The organism is Bacillus sp. BSL6 (assembly GCF_052928345.1).
Genome location: NZ_JAVGCW010000013.1, coordinates 24,194 through 40,049, shown reverse-complemented (window position 1 = coordinate 40,049; position 15,856 = coordinate 24,194). Strand labels below are relative to the sequence as shown.

12 protein-coding genes and 1 other annotated feature are annotated in these 15,856 nt (G+C 40.4%); all 12 genes read left to right on the top strand.

Translation table 11 applies throughout. The features are described from left to right. The first annotated feature begins 122 nt into the window (after positions 1-122). Positions 123-815 carry a 50S ribosomal protein L1 gene (gene rplA, locus RCJ96_RS25680; RefSeq protein WP_002020168.1) on the top strand — a complete coding sequence of 231 codons (693 nt, stop codon included), beginning with the start codon at positions 123-125 and terminating at the stop codon, positions 813-815. Positions 816-864: 49 nt separating this feature from the next. Next, positions 865-1,008, top strand: a sequence feature (ribosomal protein L10 leader region). Between the two features lie 39 nt (positions 1,009-1,047). Further along, positions 1,048-1,548, top strand: a complete 501-nt coding sequence (gene rplJ, locus RCJ96_RS25675) for a 50S ribosomal protein L10 (RefSeq protein ID WP_000048716.1) — start codon at positions 1,048-1,050, stop codon at positions 1,546-1,548. A gap of 67 nt (positions 1,549-1,615) precedes the next feature. Then, positions 1,616-1,975 (top strand): 50S ribosomal protein L7/L12, encoded by a 360-nt coding sequence (gene rplL / locus RCJ96_RS25670; RefSeq protein WP_000159736.1) that lies wholly within the window; start codon positions 1,616-1,618, stop codon positions 1,973-1,975. A 76-nt stretch (positions 1,976-2,051) separates the two neighbouring features. Further along, complete coding sequence (locus RCJ96_RS25665) at positions 2,052-2,651, top strand: class I SAM-dependent methyltransferase (RefSeq protein ID WP_000763279.1); 600 nt, start codon at positions 2,052-2,054, stop codon at positions 2,649-2,651. Positions 2,652-2,944: 293 nt separating this feature from the next. Further along, positions 2,945-6,478: a DNA-directed RNA polymerase subunit beta gene (rpoB, locus tag RCJ96_RS25660; RefSeq protein WP_074610579.1), complete on the top strand. Its 3,534-nt coding sequence runs from the start codon at positions 2,945-2,947 to the stop codon at positions 6,476-6,478. Between the two features lie 37 nt (positions 6,479-6,515). Next, positions 6,516-10,127 (top strand): DNA-directed RNA polymerase subunit beta', encoded by a 3,612-nt coding sequence (rpoC, locus tag RCJ96_RS25655; protein WP_000567937.1) that lies wholly within the window; start codon positions 6,516-6,518, stop codon positions 10,125-10,127. Positions 10,128-10,240: 113 nt separating this feature from the next. Continuing rightward, entirely contained in the window at positions 10,241-10,489 is a 249-nt protein-coding gene (locus RCJ96_RS25650; RefSeq protein WP_000121830.1) for a 50S ribosomal protein L7ae-like protein, read from the top strand. 114 nt (positions 10,490-10,603) lie between these two features. Continuing rightward, on the top strand, positions 10,604-11,026 hold the full coding sequence (gene rpsL, locus RCJ96_RS25645) for a 30S ribosomal protein S12 (protein ID WP_001142340.1): 423 nt from the start codon (positions 10,604-10,606) through the stop codon (positions 11,024-11,026). A gap of 29 nt (positions 11,027-11,055) precedes the next feature. Beyond that, on the top strand, positions 11,056-11,526 hold the full coding sequence (rpsG, locus tag RCJ96_RS25640) for a 30S ribosomal protein S7 (protein WP_001137493.1): 471 nt from the start codon (positions 11,056-11,058) through the stop codon (positions 11,524-11,526). A 207-nt stretch (positions 11,527-11,733) separates the two neighbouring features. After that, positions 11,734-13,812, top strand: coding sequence for an elongation factor G (gene fusA / locus RCJ96_RS25635; protein WP_000090372.1), 2,079 nt, complete (start codon positions 11,734-11,736; stop codon positions 13,810-13,812). 117 nt (positions 13,813-13,929) lie between these two features. Then, positions 13,930-15,117: an elongation factor Tu gene (gene tuf, locus RCJ96_RS25630; RefSeq protein WP_001029614.1), complete on the top strand. Its 1,188-nt coding sequence runs from the start codon at positions 13,930-13,932 to the stop codon at positions 15,115-15,117. A 398-nt stretch (positions 15,118-15,515) separates the two neighbouring features. After that, positions 15,516-15,824 (top strand): 30S ribosomal protein S10, encoded by a 309-nt coding sequence (rpsJ, locus tag RCJ96_RS25625; RefSeq protein ID WP_001040596.1) that lies wholly within the window; start codon positions 15,516-15,518, stop codon positions 15,822-15,824. Positions 15,825-15,856 lie beyond the last annotated feature (32 nt).

The following is a 15,856-nucleotide window of genomic DNA, read 5'->3' as shown; positions in this document are numbered from 1 at the left end:
ATTATCGTAAATGATTATCGTTTTTAAATAAATGGATGGCGCGCATCCTCAGGTTATACCTGAAAATAAGCGTAAACGTGGGAGGTTATTCCGCTAAAACCACATTCGAGGAGGAAATAAAAATGGCTAAAAGAGGTAAAAAGTACGTAGAAGCTGCAAAGCTTGTTGATCGTGCAGCTGCTTACTCTGCAACAGAAGCAGTAGAATTAGTAAAGAAAACAAACACAGCTAAATTTGATGCAACTGTAGAAGCTGCATTCCGTTTAGGTGTTGACCCTAAGAAAGCTGACCAACAAATCCGTGGTGCAGTTGTTCTTCCACACGGTACTGGTAAAGTACAACGTGTATTAGTATTCGCTAAAGGTGAAAAAGCTAAAGAAGCTGAAGCTGCTGGAGCTGACTTCGTAGGCGATGCTGATTACATCGGTAAAATCCAACAAGGTTGGTTCGATTTCGATGTAGTAGTAGCAACTCCTGACATGATGGGTGAAGTTGGTAAACTTGGTCGCGTATTAGGACCTAAAGGTTTAATGCCAAACCCTAAAACTGGAACAGTTACTTTCGATGTAACTAAAGCTGTTAACGAAATCAAAGCTGGTAAAGTTGAATACCGCGTTGATAAAGCTGGTAACATCCACGTTCCAATCGGTAAAGTATCTTTCGAAGATGCTAAATTAGTAGAAAACTTCAGAACAATTGCTGACACTTTACAAAAAGTTAAGCCAGCTGCTGCAAAAGGTACTTACATGAAGAACGTAACAGTTGCTTCTACAATGGGACCTGGCGTACGCGTAGACGTTTCTACATTAGCGTAAATTTTGGAAGTTGACTTCATAAAGAAGTTTTAATATAATCATTTATGTTGTGAATTTAATTAGTGTACCGTAGACAGTAGGTGTCAATAGACTTAATTTCCTACCTAGGTGTTAATATACGAAGCGGAATTTTTTTCTGTGACTATATGCCTCCATGTCTACAAGTTGGGCATGGAGGTTTTTAGTGCACTTTCGGTACATCTTCTATATAATCTACAGGAGGTGTAATAACATGAGCAAAGTAATCGAAACTAAACAACAAGTTGTAACTGAAATCGCGGACAAACTTCGCGCTAGTAAATCTACAATCGTTGTTGACTACCGTGGTTTAACAGTTTCTGAAGCAACAGAATTACGTAAGCAATTACGTGAAGCTGGCGTTGAGTTCAAAGTTTACAAAAACTCTCTAACTCGTCGTGCTGCAGAATCTGCTGAAATGGCTGAGTTAAATGAATTCTTAACAGGACCAAACGCAATCGCGTTCAGTAACGAGGATGTAGTTGCTCCTGCGAAAGTATTAAACGACTTCGCTAAAGATCATGAAGCTTTAGAAATTAAAGCGGGCGTAATCGAAGGTAAACTTGTAACACTTGATGAGGTTAAAGCTATCGCTACTCTTCCATCACGTGAAGGCTTACTTTCTATGCTTCTTAGCGTTCTTCAAGCTCCAATCCGTAACCTTGCACTTGCTACTAAAGCAGTTGCAGATCAAAAGGAAGAGCAAGGCGCTTAATTTTTTAAAAGATAATTACGTATTATCGATAAAACAATACAAACCTATTTAAGGGAGGATATTTACAATGACTAAAGAACAAATCATTGAAGCAGTTAAATCTATGACTGTATTAGAACTTAACGACTTAGTAAAAGCTATCGAGGAAGAATTCGGCGTAACTGCTGCTGCTCCTGTAGCTGTTGCTGGTGGCGCTGGAGAAGCTGCTGCTGAGAAAACTGAATTTGATGTGGAACTAACTAGCGCTGGTGCACAAAAAATCAAAGTTATCAAAGTTGTTCGTGAAATCACTGGTCTTGGCTTAAAAGAAGCTAAAGAATTAGTTGACAACACTCCAAAAGTAATCAAAGAAGCTGCTGCTAAAGAAGAAGCTGAAGAAATCAAAGCTAAACTTGAAGAAGTTGGCGCTGCTGTAGAAGTTAAGTAATTAACTTTTGATGCTTTAAAAAAAGCTCGCTCTCATGCGAGCTTTTTTTTTAACTGTAAAGAAAAGAGGTGGCCATATGGCAGACCATTATTTTTCTAACGACCCTTCTAGTAAAAGTGACCGTAAGCGGTGGGAATTTACCCTTCGTGGATCTCAATTTACTTTCTTATCTGACCGTGGGGTGTTCTCGAAAAACGAAGTGGACTTTGGTTCTCGTCTTTTAATTGAAGCGTTTCAAGTGCCAGATATTAAAGGTGATATATTAGACGTAGGTTGTGGATATGGGCCAATTGGTTTATCGTTAGCGAAAGAGTTTCAAGACCGTAAAGTTCACATGGTGGATGTGAATGAAAGGGCGCTTGAGCTTGCGAAAGAAAATGCCGCTAACAATAAAATTGGAAATGTGCACATTTTTCAAAGTAGCGTCTATGAAAACGTAGATGGTATGTATGCTGCTATTCTATCTAATCCTCCAATTCGTGCAGGTAAAGATGTCGTGCATGAGATTTTAGAAAAAGCTGTAGAGCATTTAGTTCCGGGTGGAGAGTTGTGGATTGTTATTCAAAAGAAGCAAGGCGCGCCATCTGCACTGAAGAAACTAGAAGAAGTGTTTTCTGAAGTCGAAGTTGTAGAAAAGAAAAAAGGATATTATATCATAAAATCAAAAAAACGTTGACGGTTATTTTTGGCTATGTTAACATTATACAATGCCAATATATGATTTTCTGCGTTGAGAAAGATGTATATTTTTGTTTCTCTTGGAAAAGATAGTAAAATCAGCAGATTATGAAACAGAATGATGGTTTTCTTATAGAAGCCATTTTTCTTTTTTGAGCAGGTAGAAAGACTCAACGTATTTATCTTTAAGAGAAAAAAGACTACGCTAAATAGCAGTAGTTGTATTTATTTGTGATTTTGCACAAATTTTTTTGTGCATTTATAATACTCATGATTTGAGGGGTGAAGCAGTTGACAGGTCAACTAGTTCAATACGGACGCCACCGCCAACGAAGAAGTTATGCCCGTATTAGTGAAGTATTAGAGTTACCAAATCTTATCGAAATTCAAACCTCTTCTTATCAGTGGTTTCTTGATGAGGGTTTGCGAGAAATGTTCCAAGACATTTCTCCGATTGAAGACTTTACGGGAAATCTATCGCTTGAATTTATCGACTACAGCTTAGGTGAACCTAAATACTCTGTAGACGAATGCAAAGAGCGTGATGTGACGTATGCAGCACCACTTCGTGTAAAAGTGCGTCTAATCAACAAGGAAACTGGTGAAGTAAAAGAACAAGATGTGTTCATGGGAGATTTCCCACTCATGACAGAGACTGGAACATTCGTAATTAACGGTGCAGAACGTGTTATCGTTTCCCAGTTAGTTCGCTCTCCAAGCGTATACTATAGTGGCAAAGTGGATAAAAACGGAAAACGTGGTTTTACTGCTACTGTAATTCCAAACCGCGGAGCTTGGTTAGAGTATGAGACAGATGCTAAGGATGTTGTATATGTGCGTATTGACCGTACGCGTAAACTTCCTGTAACTGTTTTGTTACGCGCATTAGGGTTTGGCTCTGATCAAGAAATCACCGAGCTTTTAGGTGATAACGAATACTTAAGCAACACATTAGAAAAAGACAACACAGATAGCACAGAAAAAGCATTGCTTGAAATTTATGAGCGTCTACGCCCTGGTGAACCACCAACAGTAGAAAATGCTAAGAGCTTACTTGTGTCTCGTTTCTTCGATCCAAAGCGCTACGATTTAGCAAATGTAGGTCGCTACAAGATCAACAAGAAGTTACACATTAAAAACAGATTGTTTAATCAACGTTTAGCTGAAACATTAGTGGATCCAGAAACTGGTGAAATTTTAGCGACAGAAGGAACAATCTTAGATCGTCGTACACTTGATCGCATTTTACCTTACTTAGAGAAAAACATTGGATTCAAAACAGCGAAACCAATGGGTGGAGTGGTAGAAGGCGATGTTGAGCTGCAATCTATTAAGATTTATGCTCCTGAGTCAGAAGGCGAACGTGTAATTAATGTAATTGGTAATGCAAACATTACTCGTGATGTAAAACACATCACACCAGGTGATATCCTTGCTTCTATCAGTTACTTCTTCAACCTACTATACAAAGTAGGGGATACAGATGATATCGACCACTTAGGAAACCGTCGTCTGCGTTCTGTTGGAGAACTATTACAAAATCAATTCCGTATCGGTCTTTCTCGTATGGAACGTGTTGTTCGTGAGAGAATGTCGATCCAAGATACAAATGCAATTACACCACAGGCATTAATTAATATTCGTCCTGTTATTGCATCTATTAAAGAGTTCTTCGGAAGTTCTCAGTTATCTCAGTTCATGGACCAAACAAACCCATTAGCAGAGTTAACTCACAAACGAAGACTATCTGCATTAGGACCTGGTGGTTTAACGCGTGAGCGCGCAGGCTTTGAAGTACGTGACGTTCACTACTCTCACTATGGTCGTATGTGTCCGATTGAAACACCAGAGGGACCAAACATCGGTTTGATTAACTCATTATCTTCATTCGCGAAAGTAAATGAGTTTGGTTTCATTGAAACACCATACCGTCGTGTTGACCCAGAAACTGGTCTTGTAACAGGGCATGTTGATTATTTAACAGCAGATGAAGAAGATAATTATGTTGTAGCCCAAGCGAATATGAAATTATCTGAAGAAGGAGAATTCCTTGATGAAGATATCGTAGCTCGTTTCCGTGGTGAAAACATTGTCACAAATAAAGAACGCATCGACTACATGGATGTATCACCAAAACAAGTAGTGTCGGCAGCGACAGCTTGTATTCCGTTCTTAGAAAACGATGACTCTAACCGCGCACTTATGGGAGCGAACATGCAACGTCAGGCGGTTCCGTTAATGAATCCGGAATCTCCGATTGTAGGTACAGGTATGGAGTACGTATCAGCAAAAGACTCAGGTGCTGCAGTAATCTGTAAACACCCTGGTGTTGTTGAACGCGTAGAAGCACGTGAAGTTTGGGTACGTCGCTATGTAGAAGTTGACGGTCAAACAGTAAAAGGCGACTTAGATCGCTACAAAATGCAAAAATTCATTCGTTCTAACCAAGGAACTTGCTACAACCAACGTCCAATCGTAAGTGTTGGAAATGAAGTTGTAAAAGGTGAAATCCTTGCGGATGGCCCTTCTATGGAATTAGGTGAACTAGCACTTGGACGTAACGTGCTTGTTGGCTTCATGACTTGGGACGGTTATAACTACGAGGATGCGATCATTATGAGTGAGCGCCTTGTAAAAGATGATGTGTATACTTCTATTCATATTGAAGAATATGAGTCAGAAGCTCGTGATACGAAGCTTGGACCAGAAGAAATCACACGTGATATTCCAAACGTTGGGGAAGATGCATTACGCAACCTTGACGAGCGCGGTATCATTCGCGTTGGTGCGGAAGTAAAAGATGGAGATTTACTTGTTGGTAAAGTAACACCTAAAGGTGTAACAGAATTAACAGCTGAAGAACGTCTATTACATGCTATCTTTGGAGAAAAAGCGCGTGAAGTACGTGATACATCACTACGTGTACCACACGGTGGTGGCGGTATTATCTTAGACGTAAAAGTATTCAACCGTGAAGATGGCGACGAATTGCCACCAGGCGTGAATCAACTTGTGCGTGCATATATCGTTCAAAAACGTAAAATTTCTGAAGGTGACAAGATGGCCGGACGTCACGGTAACAAAGGTGTTATCTCTCGTATTTTACCAGAAGAAGATATGCCTTACTTACCAGACGGTACGCCAATCGATATCATGTTAAACCCATTAGGGGTACCATCTCGTATGAATATCGGTCAGGTATTAGAGCTTCATCTTGGTATGGCAGCAAGATACCTTGGCATTCACATTGCAACACCAGTATTCGATGGTGCTCGTGAGGAAGATGTTTGGGGCACAATTGAAGAAGCTGGTATGGCAAATGACGCGAAAACAATCCTGTATGACGGACGTACTGGTGAACCATTCGATAACCGTGTATCTGTTGGTGTCATGTATATGATCAAACTTGCGCACATGGTTGACGATAAACTTCATGCTCGTTCTACTGGACCATACTCACTTGTAACGCAGCAGCCTCTTGGAGGTAAAGCTCAGTTCGGTGGACAGCGTTTCGGTGAGATGGAGGTTTGGGCACTTGAAGCTTATGGTGCTGCTTATACTCTTCAAGAAATCTTAACAGTGAAGTCTGATGATGTTGTTGGACGTGTTAAGACGTATGAAGCAATTGTTAAAGGCGAAAATGTTCCAGAACCAGGCGTTCCTGAATCATTCAAAGTATTGATTAAAGAGCTGCAAAGTTTAGGTATGGACGTTAAAATGATGTCTAGCGACGATACAGAAATTGAAATGCGTGATACAGAAGATGACGATGATCATCAATCAGCAGACAAATTGAATGTCGAAGTTGAGACAACTAAGGAATAATTGGGATAACCTGTAGACTAAAAGGGAGGTAGGCCCCTTGATAGATGTAAATAACTTTGAATATATGAAGATTGGACTTGCTTCACCTGACAAGATTCGTTCTTGGTCATACGGTGAAGTTAAGAAACCAGAAACAATTAACTATCGTACGTTAAAGCCTGAAAAAGATGGCTTGTTCTGTGAGCGTATTTTCGGACCACAAAAGGACTGGGAATGTCATTGCGGAAAATACAAACGTGTACGTTATAAAGGTGTAGTTTGTGATCGATGTGGTGTTGAAGTAACGCGTGCGAAAGTGCGTCGTGAACGTATGGGTCATATCGAATTAGCTGCTCCTGTATCTCATATTTGGTATTTCAAAGGTATCCCGAGCCGCATGGGACTTGTCTTAGACATGTCCCCTCGCGCGCTTGAAGAAGTAATTTATTTCGCTTCTTATGTTGTAACAGAAAGTGGAGATACACCACTTGATAAGAAGCAATTACTTTCTGAAAAAGAATACCGTGCATATCGTGATCGATATGGTAGCACATTCCAAGCTGCTATGGGTGCAGAAGCGATTAAAAAGCTATTACAAGACATCGATTTAGATAAAGAAGTAGACTTCTTAAAAGAAGAATTAAAAACAGCACAAGGACAACGCCGTACTCGTGCTATTAAACGTCTAGAAGTATTAGAAGCATTCCGTAACTCTGGAAATGAGCCATCTTGGATGATCTTAGATGTTCTACCAGTAATCCCACCAGAACTACGCCCAATGGTACAGTTAGATGGTGGACGTTTTGCTACTTCTGACTTAAACGACTTATACCGTCGTGTAATTAACCGTAATAACCGTTTAAAACGTCTATTGGACTTAGGTGCACCAAGCATTATCGTTCAAAACGAAAAACGTATGTTACAAGAAGCTGTAGACGCATTAATCGATAATGGTCGTCGTGGCCGTCCAGTTACTGGACCAGGTAACCGTCCATTAAAATCTCTATCTCACATGCTTAAAGGTAAACAAGGACGTTTCCGTCAAAACTTATTAGGTAAACGTGTTGACTACTCTGGTCGTTCTGTAATCGTTGTAGGACCGAACTTAAAGATGTACCAATGTGGATTACCGAAAGAGATGGCGCTTGAACTGTTCAAACCTTTCGTAATGAAAGAGTTAGTTGAAAAAGGATTAGCACACAACATTAAGAGTGCGAAACGTAAAATCGAGCGTGTACAACCTGAAGTTTGGGACGTTTTAGAATCTGTGATTAAAGAACATCCAGTACTTCTAAACCGCGCACCAACACTTCACCGTCTTGGTATTCAGGCGTTTGAACCTACATTAGTAGAAGGTCGCGCAATCCGTCTTCACCCACTTGTATGTACTGCATACAACGCGGACTTTGACGGTGACCAAATGGCTGTTCACGTACCTTTATCATCAGAAGCACAAGCAGAAGCTCGTCTTCTTATGTTAGCGGCACAAAACATCTTGAACCCGAAAGACGGTAAACCAGTTGTTACTCCATCTCAGGATATGGTATTAGGTAACTACTACTTAACACTTGAGCGTGAAGGTGCAATCGGTGAAGGTATGGTCTTCAAAGATGCGAACGAAGCATTACTTGCATATCAAAATGGATATGTACATCTTCATACGCGTGTTGCAGTAGCTGCAAGTGCAGTAAACAACGCAACATTTACTGAAGAGCAAAAGAGTATGCTTCTATTAACAACAGTTGGTAAATTAATATTTAACGAAATCTTACCAGAGTCGTTCCCTTATATTAATGAACCAACAAATTCAAACCTTGAAAAAGAAACACCAGCGAAATATTTCGTTGAAAAAGGTGCGAACATTAAAGAGATTATTGCTAGTCGCGAAGAAGTGGCGCCATTCAGCAAGAAAATCCTTGGTAACATCATTGCGGAAGTGTTTAAACGTTTCAAAATTACAGAAACGTCTCGCATGCTTGACCGTATGAAAAACTTAGGATTCAAATACTCTACAAAAGCTGGTATTACAGTTGGGGTATCTGACATTCTTGTATTAGGTGAAAAAGATGAAATTCTCCACGAAGCACAAGCAAAAGTAGATAATGTAATTAAACAATTCCGTCGCGGTTTAATCACGGAAGAAGAACGTTACGATCGCGTTATCTCTATTTGGAGTAATGCAAAAGATGTTATCCAAGGAAAACTGATGAAATCCTTGAATAAACGCAACCCAATCTTCATGATGAGTGATTCTGGTGCCCGCGGTAACGCATCGAACTTTACTCAGCTTGCTGGTATGCGTGGTCTGATGGCCAATCCATCTGGTCGTATCATCGAACTTCCAATCAAATCAAGTTTCCGTGAAGGTTTAACAGTACTTGAGTACTTCATCTCTACGCATGGTGCGCGTAAAGGTCTTGCCGATACAGCACTGAAAACTGCCGATTCTGGTTACTTAACACGTCGTCTTGTTGACGTTGCACAAGATGTAATCGTTCGTGAAGATGATTGTGGAACAGATCGCGGTTTATTAATTGGTGCGATTAAAGAGGGTAATGAAGTTATTGAGTCATTATATGATCGTCTTGTTGGACGTTTTGCAAGAAAAACTGTAAAACATCCTGAAACAGGTGAAGTATTAGTTGCTGAAAATCAATTAATTACTGAAGATATCGCTCATATCGTTGAAAACTCGGGTGTTGAAACTGTAAACATTCGTTCAGCGTTTACGTGTAACACTCGCCACGGTGTATGTAAGAAGTGTTACGGTCGTAACTTAGCAACTGGAACAGACGTAGAAGTAGGGGAAGCGGTAGGTATTATCGCAGCTCAATCTATCGGTGAGCCAGGTACACAGTTAACGATGCGTACGTTCCATACAGGTGGGGTTGCCGGAGATGATATCACTCAAGGTTTACCTCGTATCCAAGAGATCTTCGAAGCTCGTAATCCGAAAGGTCAGGCTGTTATCAGTGAAATCGACGGTGTTATCGCAGCGATCAACGATGTTAAAGATCGCCAAGAAGTAGTTGTACAGGGTGAAGTTGAAGCTCGTACGTATGCTATTCCTTACGGTGCACGTCTGAAAGTAATTCCAGGACAGAAAATTAGCCACGGTAAAGAGTTAACAGAAGGTTCTATTGATCCGAAAGAATTACTAAAAGTAACGGACATTACGGCAGTTCAAGAATACTTATTACGTGAAGTTCAAAAAGTATACCGTATGCAAGGGGTAGAAATTGGTGACAAACACGTAGAAGTAATGGTACGCCAAATGTTACGTAAAGTACGTGTAAGTGATGCAGGTGAAACAGATGTATTACCAGGAACATTACTAGATATCCATCAGTTTACTGATGCGAATGCGAAGGTGTTACTGCAAGGTAAACAACCAGCAACAGCTAGACCTGTTCTACTTGGTATTACAAAAGCTTCACTTGAAACAGATTCATTCTTATCTGCAGCATCGTTCCAAGAAACAACTCGTGTCTTAACTGATGCAGCGATTAAGGGTAAACGCGATGAGCTTCTAGGATTGAAAGAAAATGTTATTATCGGTAAACTTGTTCCTGCTGGAACAGGTATGAATCGTTATCGCAAAGTGGATCTTGTTAAAACTACACAAGATGACATGAATGTAGAAAACGATGAAGTTTATGTGGAACAGTAAAATTTTCCGTCGTAAATTTTGTATAAAAACAGTTAATCCTAGTTGACATTGTATGAGTCAAAATGTTACTATAAGCAAGGTTGCTCCTGAACGATGCTTTGGAGGATATTTATATGTCTTATCAAAAAGTGTCAAATGCTGAAAATGTAGTCGTTGGTCATAAACGTACATTGGAAGCAATCAAAAATGGTATAGTTAAAGAAGTTGTCATTGCGGAAGATGCTGATATGCGGTTAACCCATGTTATCATTCGCACTGCATTGCAACATAACATACCCATAACCAAAGTTGAATCAGTTCGTAAACTTGGAAAAGTTGCGGGGATTCAAGTGGGAGCTTCAGCAATAGGAATAATAAGTTAAAACTGTTTTTGTGAGGAGAGAGCATTTGCTCTCCCTTGCAAAAACTTTGTTTTCAACTAATAATGAACCACCTGGATATGTGGTCATACAAACATGCGAAGGGAGGATAATCAAATGCCTACTATTAACCAATTAGTGAGAAATGGTCGTACTGATAAAGTATGGAAATCTAAATCACCTGCGTTAAACAAAGGTTTTAACTCTTTAAAGAAAAAATCAACTGATATCTCTGCACCTCAAAAACGTGGTGTATGTACTCGTGTTGGTACAATGACTCCAAAGAAACCTAACTCAGCGTTACGTAAATATGCTCGTGTTCGTTTAACAAATGGTATTGAAGTAACAGCATACATCCCAGGTATCGGTCACAACTTACAAGAGCACAGCGTAGTATTAATTCGCGGTGGTCGTGTAAAAGACTTACCAGGGGTACGTTACCACATCGTTCGTGGTGCGCTTGATACAGCTGGTGTTGACAAGCGTATGCAAGGCCGTTCTAAATACGGTACTAAAAAGCCTAAAGCGGCTAAGAAATAATAACTTTTTAATGAAAGGAGGAACTCAATATGCCTCGTAAAGGACCTGTTGCAAAACGTGACGTGTTACCAGATCCAATGTACAATTCGAAGCTAGTAACACGCCTTATCAACAAAATGATGGTTGATGGTAAAAAAGGTAAATCTCAAACAATTCTTTATAATGCGTTCGATATCGTAAGCGAACGTACTGGTAAAGAGCCAATGGAAGTATTCGAGCAAGCTCTTAAGAACATTATGCCTGTTCTTGAAGTACGCGCTCGTCGTGTTGGTGGTGCTAACTACCAAGTTCCAGTTGAGGTTCGTCCAGAACGCCGTACAACTTTAGGTCTTCGTTGGTTAGTAAACTACGCTCGTCTTCGTGGTGAAAAAACTATGGAAGAGCGTCTTGCTAACGAAATCTTAGATGCAGCTAACAACGCTGGTGCATCTGTTAAGAAACGTGAAGACACTCATAAAATGGCAGAAGCTAACAAAGCATTTGCTCATTACCGTTGGTAGGATTCAACGTAAAATAAATGTAAGCATAAACCGCTTTATTTGTCGCTTATGGAAGTGTGGAGAGGGAGAATGCCTCTCCCTTTCGTTGGGCGCTCGTTTTACATAATGAGGGTACTGGACATACTGACATGTGTAACAATATAAAGTGGCTTTTTTGCTACTTAAAATAAAAAATCCAATCCATATATGGAAGGAGCAAGACACCAAATGGCAAGAGAGTTCTCTTTAGAAAACACTCGTAATATTGGTATCATGGCTCACATCGATGCTGGTAAAACAACAGCTACTGAGCGTATTCTGTATTACACAGGACGTATTCACAAAATCGGTGAAACTCACGAAGGTGCATCTCAGATGGACTGGATGGAGCAAGAGCAAGAGCGTGGTATCACAATTACTTCTGCTGCAACTACAGCACAATGGAAAGGTCACCGTGTAAACATCATTGACACTCCAGGTCACGTAGATTTCACAGTAGAAGTAGAACGTTCTTTACGCGTACTTGATGGCGCAGTAGCAGTACTTGATGCACAATCTGGTGTAGAACCACAAACAGAAACTGTTTGGCGTCAGGCTACTACTTACGGCGTACCTCGTATCGTATTCGTTAACAAAATGGATAAAATCGGTGCAGATTTCTTATACTCTGTAGGAACAATCCACGATCGTTTACAAGCAAACGCACACCCAATTCAGTTACCAATCGGTGCTGAAGATGAGTTCAATGGTATCATTGACCTTGTTGAAGAATGTGCTTACATGTACGGTAACGATTTAGGAACAGACATTCAACGTGTTGAAATTCCTGAAGAGCATAAAGAACTAGCTGAAGAATACCGTGGAAAACTTATTGAAGCGGTAGCTGAGCTTGATGAAGAAATGATGATGAAGTACCTAGAAGGTGAAGAAATCACTGTAGAAGAGCTTAAAGCTGGTATCCGTAAGGCTACAACTTCTGTAGAATTCTTCCCAGTAATCTGTGGTTCTGCATTCAAAAACAAAGGTGTTCAAATTCTGTTAGACGCAGTTATCGACTACCTACCATCTCCATTAGATGTACCTGCAATCAAAGGTACTCTTCCGGATACAGATGAAGAAGTAGAACGTAAGTCTAGCGATGAAGAGCCTTTCTCAGCTCTAGCATTCAAAATCATGACTGACCCTTATGTTGGTAAGTTAACATTCTTCCGTGTGTACTCTGGTGTGTTAAACTCTGGATCATACGTGAAAAACTCAACTAAAGGTAAGCGTGAGCGTGTAGGTCGTATCCTACAAATGCACGCTAACAGCCGTGAAGAGATCTCAACAGTTTACGCTGGTGATATCGCTGCTGCTGTAGGTTTAAAAGATACTACTACTGGTGATACTCTTTGTGACGAGAAGAGCCTTGTTATCCTTGAGTCTATGGAATTCCCAGAGCCAGTTATCTCTGTAGCTATCGAACCAAAATCAAAAGCTGACCAAGATAAAATGGGTACAGCATTATCTAAGCTTTCTGAAGAAGATCCAACATTCCGTGCTCACACTGACCAAGAAACTGGCCAAACAATCATCGCTGGTATGGGTGAACTTCACCTTGATATCATCGTTGACCGTATGCGCCGTGAATTCAAAGTTGAAGCAAACGTTGGTGCTCCTCAGGTAGCATACCGTGAGACTTTCCGCGCTGCTGCGAAAGTTGAAGGTAAGTTCGCTCGTCAATCTGGTGGACGTGGACAATTTGGTCACGTTTGGATTGAGTTTGAACCTAATGAAGAAGGTAAAGGATTCGAATTCGAAAACAAGATCGTCGGTGGTGTTGTTCCACGTGAATACATCCCAGCTGTAGGCGCAGGTCTTGAAGATGCACTTAAAAATGGTGTACTTGCTGGATATCCAGTAGTAGACATTAAAGCTGCATTAGTTGACGGATCTTACCATGATGTCGATTCATCTGAGATGGCGTTCAAAATCGCTGCATCTATGGCACTTAAAGCTGCGGTTTCTAAATGTAACCCAGTAATTCTTGAGCCAATGATGAAAGTTGAAGTTGTAATTCCTGAAGAGTACATGGGTGACATTATGGGTGACGTAACATCTCGTCGTGGACGTGTAGAAGGTATGGAAGCTCGCGGTAACGCTCAAGTTGTTCGCGCTATGGTTCCACTTTCTGAAATGTTCGGTTATGCAACGTCATTACGTTCTAACACTCAAGGACGCGGAACATTCTCTATGGTGTTTGACCACTATGAAGAAGTACCAAAGTCTGTTTCTGAAGAAATTATCAAAAAAAATAAAGGTGAATAATTGATTTTTATCGATTCTTCACGTATAACTACTTATGTAAGCTTAGAAAGTGGGACGCAAGTTTCGCTTTCTAGCCTAAATATAAAATAACCTATATAAACTAAGGAGGAATTTAGAATGGCTAAAGCTAAATTCGAACGTTCTAAACCCCATGTTAACATCGGTACAATCGGCCACGTTGACCATGGTAAAACTACATTAACTGCTGCGATCACTACAGTACTTGCAAAAGCTGGTGGTGCTGAAGCACGCGGATACGATCAAATCGATGCTGCTCCAGAAGAAAGAGAGCGCGGTATCACAATCTCAACTGCACACGTTGAGTACGAAACTGAAACTCGTCACTATGCACACGTTGACTGCCCAGGTCACGCTGACTATGTTAAAAACATGATCACTGGTGCTGCTCAAATGGACGGCGGTATCTTAGTAGTATCTGCTGCTGATGGCCCAATGCCTCAAACTCGTGAGCACATCCTTCTTTCTCGTCAAGTAGGTGTACCTTACATCGTTGTATTCTTAAACAAATGCGACATGGTAGACGACGAAGAATTATTAGAATTAGTAGAAATGGAAGTTCGCGACCTATTATCTGAATACGGATTCCCAGGCGACGACATTCCTGTAATCAAAGGTTCTGCTCTTAAAGCTCTTCAAGGAGAAGCTGATTGGGAAGCAAAAATCATTGAATTAATGGCTGAAGTTGATGCTTACATCCCAACTCCAGAACGTGAAACTGACAAACCATTCTTAATGCCTGTAGAGGACGTATTCTCTATCACAGGTCGTGGTACAGTTGCTACTGGTCGTGTTGAGCGCGGTATCGTTAAAGTTGGTGACGTAGTAGAAATCATCGGTCTTGCTGAAGAAAATGCTTCTACAACTGTAACTGGTGTAGAGATGTTCCGTAAACTTCTTGACCAAGCTCAAGCTGGAGACAACATCGGTGCTTTACTTCGTGGGGTTGCTCGTGAAGACATCCAACGTGGACAAGTACTTGCAAAAAGCGGTTCTGTAAAAGCTCACGCTAAATTCAAAGCTGAAGTTTTCGTATTATCTAAAGAAGAAGGTGGACGTCACACTCCATTCTTCGCTAACTACCGTCCTCAGTTCTACTTCCGTACAACTGACGTAACTGGTATCATCCAATTACCAGAAGGTACTGAAATGGTAATGCCTGGTGACAACATCGAAATGACTATCGAACTTATCGCTCCAATCGCTATCGAAGAGGGAACTAAATTCTCTATTCGTGAAGGTGGACGTACAGTAGGTTACGGCGTAGTTGCTACTATCGTTGAGTAATCTTAACTGATATAAAAAACCCCGAGGGATTTTCCCTTGGGGTTTTTGTTTGTGTTTATATAATAAATGAAATCATATTTTTATGTTTTGACGAGTTTCTTCTATAGTATATAAAAAGTAATAAACAAAACCCAGAAACTGTAAAATGAATTCTGGTAGATGAAAACTTGAAATTCTTTAAAGTGCCATGTATAATAGCAAAAGTAGAGAAAAGCAGATGCAAACAAAAAGATGCTTGCATCTAGACGAATAACATTGTATAATAGACAATGTTGGTCTTTGACTGCGATGAAGTGGAAGGTTGCTGACACACCCGGCCGCTTTGCCATGGCATGGTGTGGGGAAATTTCCATGGAGAAGGTCTATTTTAGAAATAGGCGAACGAAGGAGGGAAAATAATGGCAAAAGAAAAAATTCGTATCCGTTTAAAAGCTTACGATCACCGTATTCTTGATCAGTCTGCTGAGAAAATTGTAGAAACAGCTAAGCGTTCTGGGGCAACAGTTTCTGGTCCGATCCCATTACCAACTGAAAAAACTGTTTACACAATTCTTCGTGCTGTTCATAAGTACAAAGATTCTCGTGAGCAATTCGAAATGCGCACGCACAAACGTCTAATCGACATCGTGAGTCCTACTCCACAAACAGTAGATTCATTAATGCGTTTAGACTTACCATCTGGTGTAGATATCGAAATCAAACTATAATTTATATAACTTAAAAATGTAGGAGGTGTAAC

Bases quoted from the DNA above. Each gene is read 5' to 3' on its own strand.
- rpsL (WP_001142340.1), top strand. From the start codon at position 10,604: ATGCCTACTATTAACCAATTAGTGAGAAATGGTCGTACTGATAAAGTA.
- rpsJ (WP_001040596.1), top strand. From the start codon at position 15,516: ATGGCAAAAGAAAAAATTCGTATCCGTTTAAAAGCTTACGATCACCGT.
- rplJ (WP_000048716.1), top strand. From the start codon at position 1,048: ATGAGCAAAGTAATCGAAACTAAACAACAAGTTGTAACTGAAATCGCG.
- tuf (WP_001029614.1), top strand. From the start codon at position 13,930: ATGGCTAAAGCTAAATTCGAACGTTCTAAACCCCATGTTAACATCGGT.
- RCJ96_RS25650 (WP_000121830.1), top strand. From the start codon at position 10,241: ATGTCTTATCAAAAAGTGTCAAATGCTGAAAATGTAGTCGTTGGTCAT.
- rplL (WP_000159736.1), top strand. From the start codon at position 1,616: ATGACTAAAGAACAAATCATTGAAGCAGTTAAATCTATGACTGTATTA.
- fusA (WP_000090372.1), top strand. From the start codon at position 11,734: ATGGCAAGAGAGTTCTCTTTAGAAAACACTCGTAATATTGGTATCATG.
- rplA (WP_002020168.1), top strand. From the start codon at position 123: ATGGCTAAAAGAGGTAAAAAGTACGTAGAAGCTGCAAAGCTTGTTGAT.
- rpsG (WP_001137493.1), top strand. From the start codon at position 11,056: ATGCCTCGTAAAGGACCTGTTGCAAAACGTGACGTGTTACCAGATCCA.
- RCJ96_RS25665 (WP_000763279.1), top strand. From the start codon at position 2,052: ATGGCAGACCATTATTTTTCTAACGACCCTTCTAGTAAAAGTGACCGT.